This window comes from Pseudomonas sp. H3_A02 (assembly GCF_054671965.1).
The window spans coordinates 2,138,460-2,157,529 of the sequence record NZ_CP162807.1; the positions used below are offsets into that span (position 1 = coordinate 2,138,460).

Below are 19,070 nucleotides of genomic sequence, written 5' to 3' on the forward strand. Positions count from 1 at the left end.
TACAAGAGCGAGTCGGGTGTCAGAAAAACAGATCGACGCGGAAATACACCGGGCGTTCACGTTTTTCGATAATCCCCGGGCGTTCCAGTGAGCGAGCGAAACTCACGGAAGTTGCGAGGTTCTTGCCCCTGGCGTTGAACTCCAGGGCATTGCCGGTGACGCGGCCACGTTCGTCGGGGTTCGAGGAACGGCCCTCGATGACCCCGACATCGTAGGCAAACGCCACGCCGTACTCCTGCAACAGCGGTTGCAGAGGCTGCCAGGTCACAGGCCGGCGCCAACGCAACTGGTTGCGCCAGTAACCGCCGCTGTCACCGGTCAAGGTCTGGTCTTGCAGGCCACGTACTGAACTGACACCGCCCAAGCTGATTCGTTGCGGGCTGTAGAGTTCATCTTCGCTGCGCTGACCCGTTGCAAGGCTGTCGAAGCTGAAGTTTTCATTCCATAGACGGAACGGCTGCAGATAGCTCAAGGTCAGGCTGTATTTGTTGTAGCGCGATTGCGGCCCTTGGCGAGAACTGTCCCGTTGGGCATCCAGCATGCCAATCCCTTGTTGCCAACCGGCGTCCAAGTTGATGAACGCCGAGCCGATGCGCCGACCATGGTTGAGGTTCAATTGGGTCTCGGTGATGGTCACGCTCGAGGTGTCGATGAAGTTATCGTCCACGTAGTTGCGTGTGCGCAGTTGGCTGAGGCCGAAACTGATGCCGGTCTTGCTTACGTTGTCGCGATACAGCACGCGCTCGGCGCGCAATGCATGGTTCTTGCTGGTGCCGTCATAACCGAATTTGAAGCCTTGTACGTCGCTGCGGGCGCGGTAGAAACTCTGGCTGTAGGCATAATTGAAGGTCCACCAGCCGTAGGGCACGCTGTAATACAGGCTCTGATTGTCGGAATGACGCCAGTGGTCGCTGACAGCGTCCTGATTGGCGCGCAGGCTTAATTGGTCGGCTAGGCCTAGAGGGCTATCCCAGTCCAGGCCCAGGCCCATTTGCTGCTGACCCGTGCTGCGGTCACCGTCGTTGTTACGGGTGGCCGATACGCGCCAGGGTTTTTCACGCTCGCCCTTGAGGCCGATGCGGCTGCCGCCGACTTGCTCGCCTGGCGCCAGTTCGAGCTGGGCCTGACGGGATGGCAAACGACCGAGCTGATCCACCAATTGCTCCAGCTCGCGCAGATTCAGCGGCTCGCCGGTCTGGCCGGGAAACGTCATTGCCAATTCGCGAGGGCTGGCCAGGGCTGAACTGTCGAAGCCTTCAAGCCGCCCTTCGACGACCACTATTTTCAGTACGCCGCCCGACAGGTCCTGCTGTGGCAGGTAGGCCCGAGTGGTGACGAAACCGCGCTCAAGATAGTGATGGGTCAGGGCCTTGAGCAAGGCGTTGATCTGGCCTACCGACAAGCATTGGTTCTGATAGGGTTTGATCAACTGCTCGCGCATCCCCGCGTCAAGGTGGTCCGCGCCCTCGAGTTCGACGGTCTTGATGTTGAAGCAACGCTTGTCGTCGGGGGTGGCAGGTACGGGCGCAGGTAAGGTCTTGCCGGGCAGTTGTTGAAGTTCGTCGAGGCGTCGTTGTTGTTCTTGCAGCAATTGCTGCTGGCGATCACGAATCAGATCACGATCACCAGGCGTCTGAAGGGGGGCGGCATGGGCCAGGGATGTGAACATCGCACAACAAGCTAAAACGTGCGTAACGCCAAAATGTGACATGCCTTCATTCCCTTGAATGGCTAGCTGCGGCTGATGCCGGCGATCGTTTCAGGCAAATGGAGATCCCTGTCGCCTAGCTAAAACGCTGGGCATCTTAAGTGGTAATACTTCTTGTCATGAAAAATTCTCTATAAATCCGACGAGCGGTGATTGCTATGTTTTCATGAGTGATGGCGTTTTGGTGTTATGGAGGGCGCGTCCGGGCTTCATGGTGTGAGCCATGCCGGTGAGGTGGCTCAGGAATGTCGGCGAAATAAGATCGATGACTGATAACCTGTCGCAGAACCGGCCTGGGCTTTTCCAGTCTTATCATCAGGCCCTGAACCGTTGTGAGGAATTTCATGAAGTCGCGCATCTGGCGTTTGGCAGGTGTTGGTCTGTTGTGGGCAAGTGTCAGTGCGCAGGGAATGGCCGACGATCAGCAAAACCGTGGCGGCCCGGATGGCAGTCGCGGGCCGGACGGGCGCGGCGGCAACGGCCAGGGTTACTCGGGCCAGCCACGGCCGCAGAGCAACGAAATCATTCGGGGCGACAACAGTCGTCAGTTCGAGGTCAAGCCGCAGCCGCAATACCAGGGCGGCCAGCACTATGACCGTGGGCCTCAAGACCCCAACGGCCATGGCCGCCCGCAGCCGCAGCCTGGCAACAACTTGCCCATTCAGGGCCGGCCCGACAGCGTGACCCAGACCCGTGAGCCGCAACCGGGGTATTACCGCGATATTCCTCGGCGCAACGATGGTTATCCGAACGCAGGTCCGCGTCCTGACCATGACGGCCGTCCCGATCGGCCTTGGCCCGGCCGGCCGGGTGGGCACGGCAACGGCTGGGGCCCAGGGCCGCAATACCGTCCTGGTTATGTGATCGACCGTTTCCCGGATCGCAACTACCGTGTGCCTTATCGCGGCCAGGACTATTTCTATTCGGGCGGCTACTGGTATCGCCCTCAAGGGCCGCGTTATGTGGTGGTCGCGCCACCGCGGGGCATCCGCACCCGTTACCTGCCCGATTACGCCCGGGAAGTGTGGATCGGCAGTTCGCTATTCTTCCTCGCGGCCGGCGCCTATTACATCTACGAAGCCAACACTCAGGATTACGTCGTGGTCGATGCGCCGGTCGCCAACCCGCAGCCGCAGCCCCAAGGCAACAGTTTCGATGTGGTGGCCTATCCGGCCAACGGCCAGTCGCCCGAGCAGGTCAATCAGGATGGCTACGACTGCTATCGCTGGGCGGTGCAGCAGAGCGGGTTCGATCCGCGCAACTACACCTACCCACCGGCACCTGAAGTGGTGCAGACCTATCGCCAGGCCCAGGGCAGTTGCTTGAGCAGTCGTGGGTATCAGGTGACGTACTGAGTTTTGAGAAGAGGGGAATGCCCGTTCTTGTGGCGAGGGGATTTATCCCCGCTGGGCTGCGGAGCAGCCCTCAGGTTCCACAACTCGGTGTGCCAGAACGGTTGAGTCGCTGCTTTGGGACTGCTTCGCAGTCCAGCGGGGATAAATCCCCTCGCCACAGGTTCGATGTTCGACAGCTTATGCGCTGGCGCGCTTTACCACGTCCGACGGATCGGCATGCACCAGAACCTCGGCCTTCGGGTAAGCACGGTGGATGGCATCGGCGGCCTGGTCGCTGATGCCGTGGGCCACTGACAGGGTCAGTTCCCCCGGCAACTCCAGGTGCAGTTGCACGAACCAGTGGTTACCGGAGACCCGCGTACGCAGGTCATGGGCGCCGAGCACGCCGGGTACGGCACAGGCCAGTTCCAGCATGCGCTGGCTGACGTCGGGCGGCAGTTCTTCATCCATCAGCACCGCGAAGCTTTCCCGAGCAATCTGGATGGCGCTCCACAGGATGTACGCCGCAATGCCCAGGCCGAACCAGGCGTCGAGTTGATACCAGCCGAACCCGGCCAGTACCAGCGCGACCAGGATGCTGCCGTTGAGCAACAGGTCGGAGCGATAGTGCAGCGAATCGGCGCGCACGGCGTTGGAACCGGTAGCGCGGATGACCCGATGCTGCAACGCCAGCAGCGCCAGGGTCAGCCCCAGGGAAAACACGATCACGCCGACGCTGAGCCAGGGCGCGTCCACCGGCACCGGCTCTTTCAGGCGCTCAAAGGCCTGCAAGGCAATCAATACCGCACTGCCGCCGATAAACAGCGCCTGGGCCATGCCGGCCAGGGACTCGGCCTTGCCATGACCATAGCGATGGTCATCGTCGGCGGGGCGCAGGGCGTAATGCACCGCCAGCAGATTGAGCAGCGAGGTGACGCCGTCCAGCGCCGAGTCGGTCAGGCCGGCGAGCATGCTCACCGAACCGCTGAGCCACCAGGCCAGGGCCTTGGCGACAATCAGGACAAGGGCTACGGCCACCGACGCCCGGGTGGCCAGGCGCAACAGGCGAGCGTGTTCGGTACTGGTGGTCATGGCGCGGTCGTTCCTTCTGCAGCGCCGGTCATGCGGCCGGTTTGAGACCGAGCGTGGCCAGTTGCTGCGCGCTGCCTTTGTGTTGGATCAGGCGAGGATCGTCCAGCGGGAAGCTGCGGCCCAGTTCGCGTTCCAGGATCGCCTGCAGTTTTTGGTTATTGACTGTGCCGTCGGGGTTGATGGCCGGCTTGAGTTTCTCTGGCTCGATCTGCACGCTGCGGCCCGGCTCGAAATAGATGGCGCCGGTGGCAAAGTCCACGGCGAACGCGATCAGGCCGGGGATGATGTAGAACAGCAGGCCGACGGCATCGAGGGCGGCGATGGCCGGGTCGATCTTGCCGTCGATCTGGCCGCGACGGTCCGGGTAGAAGATCGAGCCACAGGCGCTGATCTGGGTCAGCAGGGTGGCGACCAGCACGCCACCGATCACGCGAGAGGGAATACGCATAGCAATCTCCTGAACAGGTAGTAGAGGCGTTGCTGGTTGGAGTCCAGACCACGCTAAACAGTTCGCCGTTATACTCGGCCCTCTGTTTTGGAGCCAGCATGATTTCTTTGCCGATTGATGAAGTTTTACCCGCCCTGCGCCAAGCCCTGGCCTTGCGCCACGAAGCCGTGCTTGAAGCGCCGCCCGGTGCCGGTAAAACCACCCGCGTTCCCCTGGCCTTGCTGAACGAGCCCTGGCTGGCCGGGCAGACCATCCTGATGCTCGAACCCCGGCGCCTGGCGGCACGGGCGGCGGCCGAGCGGCTGGCCAGCGAACTGGGGGAGAAGGTCGGTGAGACGGTTGGCTATAGGATTCGCCTCGACAGCAAGGTCGGGCCCAAGACCCGCATCGAGGTGGTCACCGAAGGCATTCTCACACGCCGTTTGCAGGACGATCCGGCGCTGGAAGGTGTGGGGCTGCTGATTTTCGACGAGTTCCATGAACGCAGCCTCGACGCCGACCTGGCCCTGGCCTTGAGCCTCAACGGTCGGGAGTTGTTTCGCGACGACCAGCCGCTGAAGATCCTGCTGATGTCCGCCACCCTGGAAGGCGAACGCCTGGCCGGGTTGTTGGACAACGCGCCGATCCTGCGCAGCGAAGGCCGCATGTTCCCGGTGACGGTGCGCTGGGGCCGGCCATTCCAGCCTGGCGAGTTCATCGAGCCACGGCTGGTGCAGACCGTGCTTGAAGCACTGCACGATGAAACCGGCAGCGTCTTGGTGTTCCTGCCTGGGCAGGCGGAGATCCGTCGGGTCCATCAGCAACTGGCCGAGGCCTTGGGCGAGGGCGGCAACGTCTTGCTCTGCCCGTTGCACGGCGAGCTGGACCTCGCCGCCCAGCGCGCCGCCATCGACCCGGCGCCCCACGGCCAGCGCAAGGTGGTGTTGGCCACCAACATTGCCGAAACCAGCCTGACCATCAATGGCGTGCGGGTGGTGATCGACGCCGGACTGGCCCGGATACCGCGTTTCGACCCGGGCAGCGGCATGACCCGGCTCGACACCCAGCGCATTTCCCGGGCCAGCGCCACCCAGCGGGCCGGTCGCGCCGGGCGCCTGGAACCGGGGGTGTGCTACCGGTTGTGGTCCGAAGACCAGCATGAACAATTGGCCGCTTACGGCAGCGCGGAGATCCTGTCGGCGGACCTGGCCGGGTTGGCCCTGCAGTTGGGACGCTGGGGCGTGACGCCGCAGCAACTGGTCTGGCTCGACGTCCCACCCGCCGCCGCGTATGCCCAGGCCCAGGACCTGCTGCAACGCCTGGGCGCGCTGGAGGGCGAGCAACTGACCCGCCACGGCCAGGCCATGTCCGAACTGCCGGCCCACCCGCGTATCGCCCACCTGCTGTTGCGCGGCCAGGCCCTGGGACTGGCGGACATGGCCTGCAACGTCGCCGCACTGTTGGGCGAGCGCGACATTCTCCGTGGCGCCGGCGCGGACCTGCACAGTCGCCTGGCCTTGCTGTCCGGCGAAGAACGGGCGGCGCGGGGCGCTCAGGGCGGGGTACAGCGGGCACGGCAACTGGCCCGGCAATATCGCGGCTATTTGCGGGGCAAGGCTGAAGAAGCCGTGGCCGATCCCGACCATCCGCGCTGGCTCGGCGCGTTGCTGGCCTTGGCTTACCCGGACCGCGTTGCCCAACAGCGCCGGCCCGGCGGCGCGGAGTATCGCCTGGCCAACGGCCGTGCGGCGCTGTTTGCCGAGGCTGACAGCCTGATGAAACAAGCGTGGCTGGTGATCGCCGACCTGGGCAGTCGCCAGGGCCAGCGGGAAGAGCGGATCTACCTGGCGACGGATTTCGACCCGGCACTGTTCGAGTCGGTATTGGCCGAGCAAGTGCGCACGGTGGATCAACTGGATTGGGACGAGCGCGAAGGCGTGCTGCGAGCCGAGCGCCAGCGCAAGGTCGGCGAACTGGTGCTCAGCCGCGAACCGTTGACCGGCCTGGATGAGTCAGCCCGTAGCCAGGCCCTGGTGAACCTGGTGCGGCGCAAGGGCCTGGAATTGTTGCCCTGGACCCCGGAACTGCGGCAATGGCAGGCGCGGGTGGCGCTGCTGCGTCGTCTGGACCTGGACACCAAGGGTGAAAGCGAGTGGCCGGACGTCAGCGACGGCGCCTTGCTGGACAGCCTTGAGCATTGGTTGATGCCGTACCTGGCCCGCGTCTCGCGCCTCAGCCATTTCGCCAACCTGGACCTGTCGAGCATCGTTCACAACCTGTTGCCCTGGCCCCTGCCGCAACGCTTGGATGAACTGGCGCCGCACCATTTGAGCGTGCCCTCGGGTTCGTCGATCCGGCTGGACTATAGCGAACATCCGCCGATCCTGGCGGTGCGCTTGCAAGAACTCTTCGGCCTGGCCGACACCCCGCGCATTGCCGGCGGGCGGCAGGTGGTCAAGTTGCACCTGCTGTCCCCAGCGCGCCGACCGGTACAGGTCACCCAGGACCTGGCGAACTTCTGGCGCAGCACCTACGCCGAGGTGAAGAAGGATCTCAAGGGGCGGTATCCCAAGCATTACTGGCCGGATGATCCGCTGGTGGCGGAGGCGACGGCGCGGGTCAAGCCGCGTAAGTGAGCCGAGGAAATTCAGGATATAAAATACAAACCCTGTGGGAGCCGAGCTTGCTCGCGATGGCGGTGAGTCAGCCAATAATCATGTTGCTGATCCACCGCTATCGCGAGCAAGCTCGCTCCCACATGGGTTTGGCTGTGAGCCAATTAAGGCGCTGTCGGCAACAACAAACACGCAATCACCGGCAAATGATCGGAGATGCGCAGGTATCGTCTTGTCTTACCTGGCTTGGACCCGTTTGATTCGCGGGCAGGCGAGAAGAAAACTCACCGCGCTTACGCCTGGACCTGCAGCGCCACGCCGTTTTCAAGGTTGTAGTTTATGACTTCAGTCCCACCCGTGCAGGCGAGCATGCTCGCAACTTCCTTGGGCAGTGGAACGGCAAGCTGGTATGCGACGATTTCGCTGGCTACAAAGCCGGTTTCGAGAAAGGCATCACCGAAATTGGCTGCATGGTTCACGCTCGCCGCAAATTTTTCGATCTGCACGTGGCGAACAAAAACCAACAGGCTGAACAAGCGCTGTACTCGATTGGCGGCTTGTATGAAATCGAACGCCAGGCTCGGGATATGAACGATGAAGATCGATGCGAATACGCCGGGAAAAGGCGGCACCGATCATCAAAGCGCTGCATGACTGGGATGCTAGCCCAGCGCGATCTGATGCCCAACGGATCAGCAACGGCCAAGGCTCTGGATTACAGCCTTAAACGCTGGGTAGCGCTGACGCGCTACCTGGAAGATGGGCTGTGCCCATCGACAATAATCAGGTGGAGACCAGATTCGGCCATGGGCTCTTGGGCGATCGAACGGGTTGTTTTAAAGGGTCGCTTCGCAGCGGCAAACGCGTGGCGGCGATCATGAGTTTGATTCAATCATGCGTGCATGAGTGGCATGATTCGTATGCCACTTGAAGGACGTCCTCACTAGCCATCCGACACAGCGGGCGAGTGAAATTTTCGAACTGCTGCCTGATAAGTGGGCATTAGCTCATCTAACGATCGCTACAGTCGCTAACCAATCGGACAATTTTCATGGATAAGGATATGGATAAGGGTCATGGAACAGATGCTGAGGGATTCATTAAGTCCATGCCAGCTGTTCATCTCCAGCCAGAGTTTGAGAGTGTTGTCAGAGATGTTTGCTCGACCTTGGTCAAGGCGCTTGGGACAGCAGTAGATAGCATCTACCTGTATGGCAGCGTTGCCAGCGGACAAGCGAGACCAGGTGAGTCAGATCTAGATGTGACACTGCTGATCAATGGTCAACTTGAGCTTTATAATCGCAAGCTAGAGCGTATAAAGGATGAGTTACAGGAACGACACCCAGAAATCACCAAGATTGATTTCGATGTAGGAACACGGACTGAAGCTCAGGCCCCTGCGAACCTTTTTAGCTGGGGCTACTGGCTAAAGCATCATTGCCGGTGTGTTTGGGGGAGCGACCTTAGCAGCGAATTACAACGTTTTAAGCCCTCACGCGAGATCGCAATGGCAGTCAACGGAGATTTCGCTCCGGTGCTAAAGAAGTACGCCACCTCGATTGAGTGTACTACTGATACCGAGCAACTACGTCGCTTGCAGCGCGAGGCGTCCCGAAAACTTATCAGGTCGACGAATATTCTGCGTTTGGATCAGGAGCAATCGTGGCCTCTAACACTTGAGGATTATGTGGAACTCTTTTTACGAGTCGCTCCGAAAATGGAATATACAATTGATTATTTCCTAAGGCATGCAAGAGTTCCAGACTCCACGGCAGATACGTTTTCGGCGGCCCTTAGATCTTTTACGGACTGGATGCTCGAACAGCAAGCGCGTCGCGATACCCTACCTAAAGGGTAGCTCTATGGCGCCTCTAAACCTCCAAGCAAGTAGGATTCAGCTATAGCGGAGTGGGTATGCGCTTGGCTATAACTAACCCACCCGCAGCGCATGCTTTCTTACCCAAAATATACCGCAAGACAATCAGAGCGTACCTCTCGTATTGGTCGAGCGTTATCCCCACGGACACGCTCTAGATCTTCAATATATAATCTAGAGGCGATGGCCGATTACTGGCCAGCCGATCCGCTGGTTGCGTTCAGATTCCTCGAGACGATATCTGCAATTAGAAGACCTATCTTCTCGGAAAAGACTACTGATGCTTGGCCGTTAGCATATTGGATTCTGGCCGGTGCAAGTGTTTCGTCGCTTTCGGTCACGCCCTTTACAACAGCATATCCATTGACCGATACGGTCAGGCGAACCCTCTTGACCGGCAAGCCGTGCCCAAAGTCCTTTTGCAGGACGTCCGCCGGAACGATGCCTGAAATTCTGGGGTCCGATAGCGCCGAACTTGCGTCTCTATCGTAGTGGTTGAAGAACCGCTCGATGAGTACCCCCTCTACTTGCTCGAATGTGAACGCCAGGTTGTCAAAGAGTCGATCCAGGTCGAATTCTTGTGTTCTCAGACAGAACGTCAAGACCTTCAAGATGACTTGCGACCCTTTGAAGTTAGCGTCATCCGCAGGCGGGTGGGTGCTTTCGGAGAAATGGAGCCGGGTCAGATACAAGGCATCGTCCTTGACCAGGATATTCAAGTCGATTCTGGGAGGCGTGGGTTTTATCCCGATAGATTTGATGCCATACCATTCATAAAATCCGCCGAACCGATCATGAATGGGTGTATTGGGTTTGCGCCCGTTGTTGATGTCGGATTCGTAATACAGCATGTTGGAACACAAGGATTCCGCCAGTTCTTCAGTCGGCGAGATATGCGTCCAGGGCCAATTCTCGATCGAAGTGAAGCGTTCGTCTTCCGTGTCGATCTGGCTCTTTAGATAGTTTGTCCCGGAACCGGCGAGATAGCAGGTTCCAAAGTTCTGGGTGGTCATTGTGGCTTCGGGGCGGTGGATGTAGGCACGCATACCCCCTTTTCCATCCGATACAACGCCCAGCATGTGGAAGGCACTTGCGGTCCTGTCCATGCCCATTAGAACCTGGTCGATCGTGTCGGCATCTATCAGGGCGTCCGGTTGATAGCCGAGCTTTATCTCGATCGACTTCGCAAGCGCCACCCAGAACTCATAAGCCGATCGGCAATCCCCTGCAAAGGCGAGAATGCCGCTGTTGTTCGGCAGGATGTAGGTTTTTCGACCCATGCGCGCGATATGAAACGGCCCGTCAGCGTCACTCCAATCAGAGGGTATCAGCCCCAGCGAAGGAACCCACACGGACATTGACTGGCGTTTGTCTGGACCGTCCGCGCTGATCATGCAATCGGCGATCAAGTGTGGGTCACTCTCGGGGTTGATCAGGGCGATTACAGTCATGGAGAGATTCCTTTCAAGGCATTGCCGGCAACAAAAACCGTGCTATCACCGGCAAATGATCGGAGATGCGCAAGGTGTCGTCCTGCCTTACCTGGGCTTCAACCCGTTTGATCCGGGGGCTGTAGAACAGGTAGTCGACGGTGCGGTCGGGGCCGTTGAGGCCGGGGTCGTTCGGGTAGTGGGTCAGCCAGTGTTCGCGGTCGATGCCGCTGGCTTCGTTGTTGGTGGGGATCATTGGGTATTTGTCCCACAGCAGGTGCAGGGGGCTGTCGGCGGAGTAGGGCGTGCGTTGCTCGGACGGCAGGCGCCGGTACTGACCCAGGGGCAGCAGGTTGAAGTCGCCGCCGATCAGCCAGGGCGTGCCCGCGGATTCGAACTTGTCCAGGGCCTTGCTCACGGCGGTGATTTGTCTGGGCAGGGTTTCGTCCGGTTCGGTGGCCCGTTCCAGATGGGTGTTAAGTACTGCCAACTGGCCGCCGTCGCTCAGTGATAGATAACTCACCAACAAGGCATTTTTCGGCTGGAACTGACGGCTGATGAAATTGGCGTCGGCCACCGGCAGTTGCACCCGTTCGGCATGGTCGATGCGGTAGCGGCTCAGGGTCGCCAGTTGCCGGCCGACGCTGCCGAAGATGTGCGGGTCGGGGATGAAGTCGGCTTTCCAGTCGAAGGCGCTGGTGCCGCACGGATAGAGGTCGGCCAGGCGCTCCTGCAACAGTTTGAGCTGGTCCTGGTAATCGCTGGCCTTGGCGCCCTTGTCCAGTTCCTGGAGCAGCACGATGTCCGGTTGCTCGTCGCGGATGACCCGGGCCACTTCGTCGAGGCTGAAGGCCATGTCTTCCAGGGTCGGGCTTTCATCGTCGCCCTGGGCCAGGTCGTGCCAGAACACGTAGCGCTTGCCGGCGAGGAACTGGACGTTCCAGGTCATCACCTTCAAGGCTTGGCCGGGCGCCAGCTTTGCTGCGTTGGCGGTGCAACTGACCGGCACGGTTTCCCGGGGCTGTGGCCGCCAGGTCAGGCCATAGATCGACAGGGCGGCCAGGCTGAGGATCAACAGCAGGCCCAGCAAGGTGTAGCGCAATAGACGGGTCATGGCTCGGCTTATGGGCGAAACGCAAAAGTGCTCCCGAGCATAACCGAGAGCGGTTCTCAAGCCCAAGCCCAGGCGCTCGCCGTGTGCGATCAGCGGCTCCCGGGCTTGGCTTCGATCAGCATGAACAGGCGGAACAGCACCACGGTGGTGAACAGTTGCAGGAAGCTGTGGATGCTGTCGATCAGCAAGCTGACCACGGGGTTCTGCGGCGACGGATACATCGAGACGCTGGCGCCCTTGAGCAGCCACAGCGGGGTCATCACACACAGAATGCACAACAGGACTCGCCAGAAATTGCCGCGAGACATGTTCAGGCTTTCCTTCATCGCCGCCAGGGGGGGCAGGCCCCTGAGGACCAACAGGTATTCGCCGAAGGCCAGGGTCACCATCAGCCACAGGCCCGGCAGGAAGTACAACGACAGCCCCACCAGGATCAGCAGCGTATTGAGGGCCGTCAGCAAGGCAAAGCGTGGCCACAGGGTCAGGGCCATGGCGAGCAGATCGCGCGTGCGTGGCGCTTCACCGCGGCTGCGGGTGTCGAGAAACAGGATCAATGCGGCGGTGTACAGCGGGTACACCAGCAGCCCGACAATCACGCTGTAGCCGGGGAAACCCTCGGGGCCGAGGGCGCTGTCCACGCCTTGCTGCAGCAACGCCTCGAGTATCACCAGTGGCAGGCACAGTTGGGCGATCCGGCCCAGATGGCGCTTGAAAAAATACAAGGAGTCACGCAGTACTTCTAACGGATTCATGGGGCGGTATCGCAATTCAAAAAAGCGGTCCGACACTTTACCCATCAGGTGACCGCATAAACAAACGTAAACATCAGGTAAAGACCATTGAAAGCTTTCCGGCGAGCCCCATTACTGATGGGCACCGGTCTTTGGGATCGGAATGGTTTCTACCCGGCAATCGAATGAGGTCGCCATGAACAGCGAAGAACAAACCCTGATCGATGGACTGTTTTCACGGCTGCAACAGGCCGAAAAGGATTCAGCCCCGCGCGATGCCCAGGCCGAGGCGCGGATCAAGGAACACCTGGCGAGCCAGCCAGCGGCGGGCTATTTCATGGCCCAGGCGATCCTGGTGCAGGAGGCCGCGATCAAGCGCCTCGATGAGCAGAACAAGCAACTCGCCCAGCAGGTCGAGCAATTGCAGGCCGAGCTGCAACAGGCTCGCAAGCAAGCGCCGGCCCCCAGCGGTGGCGGTGGTTTCCTCTCGAGTATTTTCGGCGGCAGCCCGCGGGACTCGCGCCCGACGAGCGCGCCGGCTTCCAGCGGTGGTGGTTGGCGCGAACCGGCGCAACCGTCCTTCAATGCCCCGCCCCAACAGGGCTTCGGCGCGCCGTCCGGCAATTATGGCGCACCGCAGCAGGCCCCGGCAGCGGGCAGCTTCCTCGGCGGTGCGCTGAAAACCGCGGCGGGCGTGGCTGGCGGCGTGATGCTGGCCCAAGGCATCAGCAGTCTGTTCCACAGTAACCAGCAACCCCAGGAAATCGTCGAGGTCATCAAGGAAGAACCGGCGCAACCGGTCAACGACACTGCCAACAACGGCGACAACGGCTGGGGCGATGATTCGCGGGTGGCCGATAACGACGCCTACGGCAACGACCAGGGCGGGTTCAGCGACGCGGACTACAGCGACGATTCATCCTCCTTCGGCGACGACGACTCCTTCGTCTGACCTGCCATTCGTCCGGGGCGCCCTGGCGCCTCGGGCCGATTATTCGCGGAACAATCCTTCTGGCTGGCATACTGGGCGACTTTTCGGCCCTGGTGGTCTGCGTACGTGTGCATCCAAGAGGAAACGCGGTGAAAAAAATTGCAGTGTTCGCCGATGTCCAGAACCTCTACTACACCGTGCGCCAGGCTTACGGCTGCCATTTCAACTACGCCGCGCTGTGGGCCGATGTCAGCAAGCAGGGGCAGATCGTCGAGGCCTATGCCTATGCGATCGACCGCGGTGACAGCAAGCAACAGCAATTCCAGCAGATCCTGCGCAACCTGGGTTTCATCGTGAAGCTCAAGCCCTACATCCAGCGCAGCGACGGCTCGGCCAAGGGCGATTGGGACGTGGGCATCACGCTGGACATCATGGACGCTGCCGACCATGTCGATGAAGTGGTGCTGGCCTCCGGCGATGGCGATTTCGACATGTTGCTCGAACGCATCATCCAGAAGCACGGTGTGCAGGCCGTGGCCTATGGCGTGCCGGGGTTGACCGCCAACTCGCTGATCCGCGCCGCCAGTCGCTATGTGCCCATCGAAGGCGCGTTGTTGCTCAAGAATTGATTTTCACGGAGTTCAAAAGGTTTGGAACGCATCGCAGTCATCGACTTTGAAACCACCGGGATCACCCCGAGCAGCGGTTGCCGGGCTACTGAAATCGCGGTGGTGATGCTCGAGCAAGGCCGGATCGTCGACCGCTACCAGAGCCTGATGAATGCCGGCGTCCGGGTGCCGGCCTTCATCGAGCAACTGACTGGCATCAGCAACGCCATGCTGCGCAGCGCACCGTCGGCGGAAAAGGTCATGAACGAGGTCAACGAGTTCGTCGGCATCACGCCGCTGCTGGCCCACAACGCCGCGTTCGACCAGAAGTTCTGGGATTTCGAGCTGGGACGCATCAAGCGCACCCGCCTGCAGAATTTTGCCTGCTCCCTGTTGCTGGCCCGGCGCTTGATGCCGGCGGCACCGAACCACAAGCTCGGCACGCTCAACACGTTCGCCGGCTTGCCCCACACCGGCCAGGCTCACCGGGCCATGGCCGACGCCGAAATGGCCGCCAACCTCACCGCGCACCTGGCTTCGGAACTGCGGCAAAAGCATGGGCTGCGGGAGTTGTCCCATGATTTGCTGTGCAGTTTGCAAAAAGTGCCGGCGGCGAAGATCAACGAGCATCTCAAGCGGCATCGCGGGTTTTAAACACACCACAAAACCCTTGTGGGAGCGGGCTTGCTCGCGAATGCGGTGTGTCAGTAGGTAAATGTGCGACTGACACACCGCATTCGCGAGCAAGCCCGCTCCCACACAGGTTGTTCAGTGTTTGATCCTTATTTCCCGTTGCCTTCCAACTGCCCCAACGGCACGCGTTTTTCAATAGCGCTGGACAGCACGATCGAGGTCTTGCTGAAACCGAACTTGGCGATGCGGTTGATCAGCTCTTCCAGCTCGGGCATTGAGCCAACCGCCGCCTGCATGATCACGCAGGGGTCGCCGGTGACCCGGTGGCATTCGGTCAGTTGTGGGATCTTGCACAGTTCGTCGTAGGTCTTCTGGTTGCCGTGCTGGTTCATTCGCAGTTCGATGACGCACTGCACCGACAGGCCGATCTTCGCCATGTCGACTTTGGCCTGATAACCGGTGATGACGCCGCTGGCTTCCAGTTTGCTCACTCGTTCGGCCACGGCCGGGGCTGACAGGTTCACTTTGCGGGCCAATTCGGCGTAGGACGCACGACCGTTTTCCAGCAGGGCGGCGAGCAGCATGCGGTCGTATTTATCCATGGGTTGGCTTCCAGATGACGTGACTTTCGAAAGCGCGGTTTATAGCGCCAATCTCCACGTTTTGAAAAGTGTATGGCCCGGATAAACAGGTTTTGTAGCTTAATTTCCGTCTGTCGCCTTTCTAGAATAGCGTCTCTCATTGTCCTGACTTCGAGCTGAACATGCCTGGCCCACGCCGTTTCCCCCTGCCATTGATCGCTGCCTTCTTTGCCTTGTATGTCATCTGGGGCTCGACTTACCTGGTGATTCGCATCGGCGTGGAACATTGGCCGCCTTTGCTGCTGGCCGGGATTCGTTTTGTGCTGGCCGGTTCGCTGATGTACGGCTTCCTGCGCTGGCGCGGGGCACCGGCACCGACCTGGGCACAATGGAAGGCCGGGGCCATCATTGGCGTGCTGTTGCTCAGTTTCGGCAACGGCGCGGTCAGTGTTGCCGAGCACACGGGCGTGGCGTCCGGGGTCGCGGCGTTGGCCGTGGCGACGGTGCCTTTGTTTACCTTGCTGTGCGGCTATTTCTGGGGCGCGCGTAATACCCGTCTGGAATGGGCGGGGATTGCGCTGGGCTTGATCGGCATCGCCATGCTCAACCTCGGTTCCAACCTGCAGTCCAGCCCGTTGGGGGCGACGTTGCTGGTGTTTGCGGCGGCCTCTTGGGCGTTCGGTTCGGTGCTGAGCAAACACCTGCCGTTGCCAGCGGGGGCGATGGCTAGCGCCGTGGAAATGCTGGTGGGCGGTGTGGTGCTGTTGATCGGCAGCGTGGCCAGCGGCGAACACCTGGAGAGCATGCCGCCGCTGGAAGGCTGGCTCGCCTTGGCTTACCTGACTTGCTTCGGTTCGATCATCGCCTTCAATGCCTACATGTACCTGCTCAAGCACGTGCGTCCGGCGGCGGCCACCAGCTATGCCTACGTCAACCCGGCCGTGGCGGTGTTGCTGGGCATTGTATTCGCCGGTGAAACCATCGGCTTCGAGGAGGCCTTGGCGATGTTGGTGATCATCGGTGCGGTGGTATTGATCGGCTTGCCGCAGTGGCGCAAACCCAAGCCTGCGCCGGCCGCCACCTGATTTAGGGTAAACTGCCGCGCATTGCACACCTTGCGCTGATTTTTCCTACGGTATCTCCATGACTTTCGCCACCCTTGGCCTGATCGAACCCTTGCTGCGCGCCCTCGAGACGCTCGGCTACCAGACCCCGACGCCGGTTCAGGCCCAAGCCATGCCGGCGGTGCTCGCCGGTCGCGACCTGATGGCCGCGGCCCAGACCGGCACCGGCAAGACCGCCGGTTTTGCGGTGCCGCTGTTGCAGTTGCTGACCACCGAAGGGCCGAAGGTCGCCGCCAACTCGGTGCGGGCGTTGATCCTGGTGCCGACCCGTGAACTGGCTGAGCAGGTCCATGAAAGCGTTCGTCAATACGCGCAAAACCTGCCGCTGAGCACCTACGCCGTGTATGGCGGCGTGAGCATCAACCCGCAGATGATGAAGCTGCGCAAAGGCGTCGACCTGCTCGTCGCCACGCCGGGTCGTTTGCTCGACTTGTTCCGCCAGAACGCGCTGAAGTTCAATCAACTGCAGACCCTGGTGCTGGACGAAGCCGACCGCATGCTCGACCTGGGCTTCTCCGAGGAGCTGGCGCATATCTACAAGGCCCTGCCGAAGAAGCGCCAGACGCTGCTTTTCTCTGCGACCTTTTCCGATGCGATCCGCCTGCTGGCCGGGCAGATGCTCAACGATCCGCTGAGCATTGAAGTGAGCCCGCGCAACGTGGCCGCCAACACCGTCAAGCAGTGGGTGGTGACGGTGGACAAGAAGCGCAAGCCGGAATTGTTCGTGCACCTGATGCGCAAGAACAAGTGGAAGCAGGTGCTGGTCTTTGCCAAGACCCGCAACGGCGTCGATGCGCTGGTGGAAAAACTCCAGGGCCTGGGTGTCAACGCCGACGGTATCCACGGAGACAAACCCCAGGCCACCCGCCAACGTGCGCTGGACCGCTTCAAGGCCAGTGAAGTGCAGATCCTGGTCGCCACCGACGTCGCCGCCCGTGGTTTGGATATCGAGGATTTGCCGCTGGTGGTGAACTTCGACCTGCCGATCGTCGCCGAGGACTACATCCACCGCATCGGCCGTACCGGTCGGGCGGGCTCGACGGGGGAAGCGATCTCCCTGGTCTGCGCCGATGAAGTGAATTTGCTGTCGGCCATCGAGATGTTGACGCGTCAGACGCTGACTCGCCAGATGGAACAGGACTTCGAACCCGAGCATCGGGTACCGGACACCGATGCCAGCGGCCAGGTGATCAAGAAACCGAAAAAGCCGAAGAAACCGAAAACCTCCGGTGGTGGCGGCAAGCGCAACCTGGGCAAGTGGGTGGACAGTGGCGACGCTGCGCCTGTGGAACCTTCGGTCAAGCCTGTGCGAAAAGTGCCGGTGTTCAACACTGGGCCGCGTAAGCGTAAGCCTTGATGATTCGCGGCGTCTGATACATCGCTATCGCGAGCAAGCTCGCTCCCACAGTGGTTCTCAGGTGTGCACAGATCCGGTGTCCGCTACAGATCTTCTGTGGGAGCGAGCTTGCTCGCGATGGGCGCGCCTCGATCTTCAATCCAGACGCTGTAACCACTCCACCATTCCCAACCCCGCCGCCCGGCCGCTGGCAAAGCACGCCGTGAGCAGGTAACCGCCGGTCGGCGCTTCCCAATCGAGCATTTCCCCGGCGCAGAAAACGCCGGGCACTTGCTTGAGCATCAGGCGTTCATCCAGGGCTTCGAACGTCACGCCACCGGCGCTGCTGATGGCTTCGTCCAGGGGCCGGGGCTTCACCAGGGTGATCGGCAGGGCTTTGATCGCCTGGGCCAGTTGTGCCGGTTCAGTGAAGCACTCGACCGGGGTGAGCTCGCGCAACAGTGCCGCCTTGACCCCGTCGATCCCCAATTGGCTGTGCAAGTGCTTGGCCATCGAGCGTGACCCACGCGGTTTGTTCAGGGCCTGGAGGATCTTATCCACAGGCCGGCCCGGCAACAGGTCCATATGAAGGGTCGCGCTGCCGTGTCGGTTGATGGTTTCGCGAATCGCTGCCGACAGGGCATAGACCAGGCTGCCTTCGAGGCCGGTGGCGGTGATCACGCATTCGCCGAGGCGTGGCACATCGTCGTTCAGGCCCATGGCGATGTTCTTGAGCGGGGCGCCGGCAAATTTGCTGATCATCAGGTCGCTCCAGGCCTCGACCTCGAACCCGCAGTTGCTCGGTTGCAGTGGCGCCAGCGCTACGCCGCGTTGTTCCAGCGGTAGCATCCAGGCGCCGTCGGAGCCCAGGCGCGACCAACTGCCGCCGCCCAACGCCAGCAAAGTGGCCTTGGGGCGCAAGGTTTTTTCACCGTCCGGCGAGGCGATGCGCAAGCTGCCATCGGGATTCCAGCCGAGCCAGCGATGACGGGTGTGGATCACCACGCCAGCGTCGCGCAGGCGTTTGAGCCAGGCGCGCAACAGTGGAGCGGCCTTCATGTCGGTAGGAAAGACCCGCCCGGAGCTGCCGACAAAGGTGTCGATGCCCAACCCGTGGATCCATGTGCATAACTCATCCGCCCCGAAGGCCCGCAACAGCGGTGCGAGGTTTGGCGCGCGTTCGGCGTAGCGGGACAGGAAGGCCGGGAAGGCTTCGGAGTGGGTGATGTTCATGCCGCCCACGCCGGCCAGCAGGAATTTCCTGCCCACCGATGGCATGCCGTCGTACAGGTCGACCTGCAGGCCGGCCTGGCTCAACACCTCGGCCGCCATCAGGCCGGCGGGGCCGCCGCCGATGATGGCGATGTTTGAGGAGGAGGGCTGGGCGGTCGAGGTCATGATGTGAACTGTGGGGGCTGGGATAGGCGGGGCATTCTATCAGCACAAATCCCTGTGGAAGCGAGCTTGCTCGCGATAGCGGTGTGTCAGCGAGATTGATGTGGCTGATACTCCGCTATCGCGAGCAAGCTC

General features: G+C 61.0%; 17 protein-coding genes. 9 read left to right on the plus strand and 8 right to left on the minus strand.

Annotated features, from left to right (window positions below; translation table 11 throughout):
* Window positions 1-19 precede the first annotated feature (19 nt).
* Window positions 20-1,711 carry a ShlB/FhaC/HecB family hemolysin secretion/activation protein gene (locus tag AB4N80_RS09285; protein ID WP_460081676.1) on the minus strand — a complete coding sequence of 564 codons (1,692 nt, stop codon included), beginning with the start codon at window positions 1,709-1,711 and terminating at the stop codon, window positions 20-22.
* Between the two features lie 341 nt (window positions 1,712-2,052).
* Here AB4N80_RS09285 and AB4N80_RS09290 point away from each other — a divergent pair, with 341 nt between their 5' ends.
* A complete protein-coding gene (locus AB4N80_RS09290; RefSeq protein ID WP_305468603.1) occupies window positions 2,053-3,063 on the plus strand; it encodes a DUF6515 family protein in 1,011 nt (336 codons plus the stop codon).
* Window positions 3,064-3,240: 177 nt separating this feature from the next.
* Here AB4N80_RS09290 and AB4N80_RS09295 read toward each other — a convergent pair whose 3' ends face one another.
* Together AB4N80_RS09295 and AB4N80_RS09300 are read right to left on the minus strand one after the other, a co-directional pair.
* Window positions 3,241-4,134, minus strand: coding sequence for a cation diffusion facilitator family transporter (locus AB4N80_RS09295; protein WP_122565070.1), 894 nt, complete (start codon window positions 4,132-4,134; stop codon window positions 3,241-3,243).
* Between the two features lie 28 nt (window positions 4,135-4,162).
* Complete coding sequence (locus tag AB4N80_RS09300; protein ID WP_122565071.1) at window positions 4,163-4,582, minus strand: polyribonucleotide nucleotidyltransferase; 420 nt, start codon at window positions 4,580-4,582, stop codon at window positions 4,163-4,165.
* A gap of 98 nt (window positions 4,583-4,680) precedes the next feature.
* Between AB4N80_RS09300 and hrpB the strand changes: the two genes are divergently transcribed.
* From hrpB to AB4N80_RS09315, 3 genes are all read left to right on the plus strand, one after another.
* Window positions 4,681-7,197 carry an ATP-dependent helicase HrpB gene (gene hrpB / locus AB4N80_RS09305; protein ID WP_460081681.1) on the plus strand — a complete coding sequence of 839 codons (2,517 nt, stop codon included), beginning with the start codon at window positions 4,681-4,683 and terminating at the stop codon, window positions 7,195-7,197.
* A 284-nt stretch (window positions 7,198-7,481) separates the two neighbouring features.
* Entirely contained in the window at window positions 7,482-8,057 is a 576-nt protein-coding gene (locus AB4N80_RS09310; protein WP_460083038.1) for an IS66 family transposase, read from the plus strand.
* Window positions 8,058-8,227: 170 nt separating this feature from the next.
* On the plus strand, window positions 8,228-9,034 hold the full coding sequence (locus tag AB4N80_RS09315; protein WP_240998411.1) for a nucleotidyltransferase domain-containing protein: 807 nt from the start codon (window positions 8,228-8,230) through the stop codon (window positions 9,032-9,034).
* 209 nt (window positions 9,035-9,243) lie between these two features.
* On the opposite strand, the gene AB4N80_RS09320 is transcribed toward AB4N80_RS09315, so the two are convergent.
* The 3 genes from AB4N80_RS09320 to AB4N80_RS09330 all read right to left on the minus strand — a co-directional run bounded on the left by AB4N80_RS09320 (window position 9,244) and on the right by AB4N80_RS09330 (window position 12,348).
* Window positions 9,244-10,503, minus strand: coding sequence for a hypothetical protein (locus AB4N80_RS09320; RefSeq protein ID WP_460081684.1), 1,260 nt, complete (start codon window positions 10,501-10,503; stop codon window positions 9,244-9,246).
* 13 nt (window positions 10,504-10,516) lie between these two features.
* Window positions 10,517-11,596, minus strand: coding sequence for an endonuclease/exonuclease/phosphatase family protein (locus tag AB4N80_RS09325; RefSeq protein WP_354339258.1), 1,080 nt, complete (start codon window positions 11,594-11,596; stop codon window positions 10,517-10,519).
* A gap of 89 nt (window positions 11,597-11,685) precedes the next feature.
* Window positions 11,686-12,348, minus strand: coding sequence for a YciC family protein (locus AB4N80_RS09330; protein WP_122565113.1), 663 nt, complete (start codon window positions 12,346-12,348; stop codon window positions 11,686-11,688).
* Window positions 12,349-12,523: 175 nt separating this feature from the next.
* Between AB4N80_RS09330 and AB4N80_RS09335 the strand changes: the two genes are divergently transcribed.
* The 3 genes from AB4N80_RS09335 to AB4N80_RS09345 all read left to right on the plus strand — a co-directional run bounded on the left by AB4N80_RS09335 (window position 12,524) and on the right by AB4N80_RS09345 (window position 14,520).
* Window positions 12,524-13,279 (plus strand): DUF2076 domain-containing protein, encoded by a 756-nt coding sequence (locus AB4N80_RS09335; protein ID WP_305481946.1) that lies wholly within the window; start codon window positions 12,524-12,526, stop codon window positions 13,277-13,279.
* A gap of 128 nt (window positions 13,280-13,407) precedes the next feature.
* The gene (locus tag AB4N80_RS09340) at window positions 13,408-13,887 is read left to right on the plus strand and encodes a LabA-like NYN domain-containing protein (RefSeq protein ID WP_013694260.1); all 480 of its coding nucleotides are present in this window, start codon (window positions 13,408-13,410) and stop codon (window positions 13,885-13,887) included.
* Between the two features lie 21 nt (window positions 13,888-13,908).
* On the plus strand, window positions 13,909-14,520 hold the full coding sequence (locus tag AB4N80_RS09345; RefSeq protein ID WP_122565077.1) for a 3'-5' exonuclease: 612 nt from the start codon (window positions 13,909-13,911) through the stop codon (window positions 14,518-14,520).
* A 128-nt stretch (window positions 14,521-14,648) separates the two neighbouring features.
* Here AB4N80_RS09345 and AB4N80_RS09350 read toward each other — a convergent pair whose 3' ends face one another.
* Complete coding sequence (locus AB4N80_RS09350) at window positions 14,649-15,101, minus strand: Lrp/AsnC family transcriptional regulator (RefSeq protein WP_460081691.1); 453 nt, start codon at window positions 15,099-15,101, stop codon at window positions 14,649-14,651.
* Between the two features lie 161 nt (window positions 15,102-15,262).
* Between AB4N80_RS09350 and yedA the strand changes: the two genes are divergently transcribed.
* Window positions 15,263-16,165 carry a drug/metabolite exporter YedA gene (yedA, locus tag AB4N80_RS09355; RefSeq protein WP_122565078.1) on the plus strand — a complete coding sequence of 301 codons (903 nt, stop codon included), beginning with the start codon at window positions 15,263-15,265 and terminating at the stop codon, window positions 16,163-16,165.
* A 58-nt stretch (window positions 16,166-16,223) separates the two neighbouring features.
* On the plus strand, window positions 16,224-17,561 hold the full coding sequence (locus AB4N80_RS09360) for a DEAD/DEAH box helicase (protein ID WP_305468595.1): 1,338 nt from the start codon (window positions 16,224-16,226) through the stop codon (window positions 17,559-17,561).
* Window positions 17,562-17,696: 135 nt separating this feature from the next.
* Here the strand turns inward: AB4N80_RS09360 and AB4N80_RS09365 are convergent, their stop codons facing one another.
* Window positions 17,697-18,938 (minus strand): TIGR03862 family flavoprotein, encoded by a 1,242-nt coding sequence (locus AB4N80_RS09365; RefSeq protein WP_460081695.1) that lies wholly within the window; start codon window positions 18,936-18,938, stop codon window positions 17,697-17,699.
* Between the last annotated feature and the right edge of the window lie 132 nt (window positions 18,939-19,070).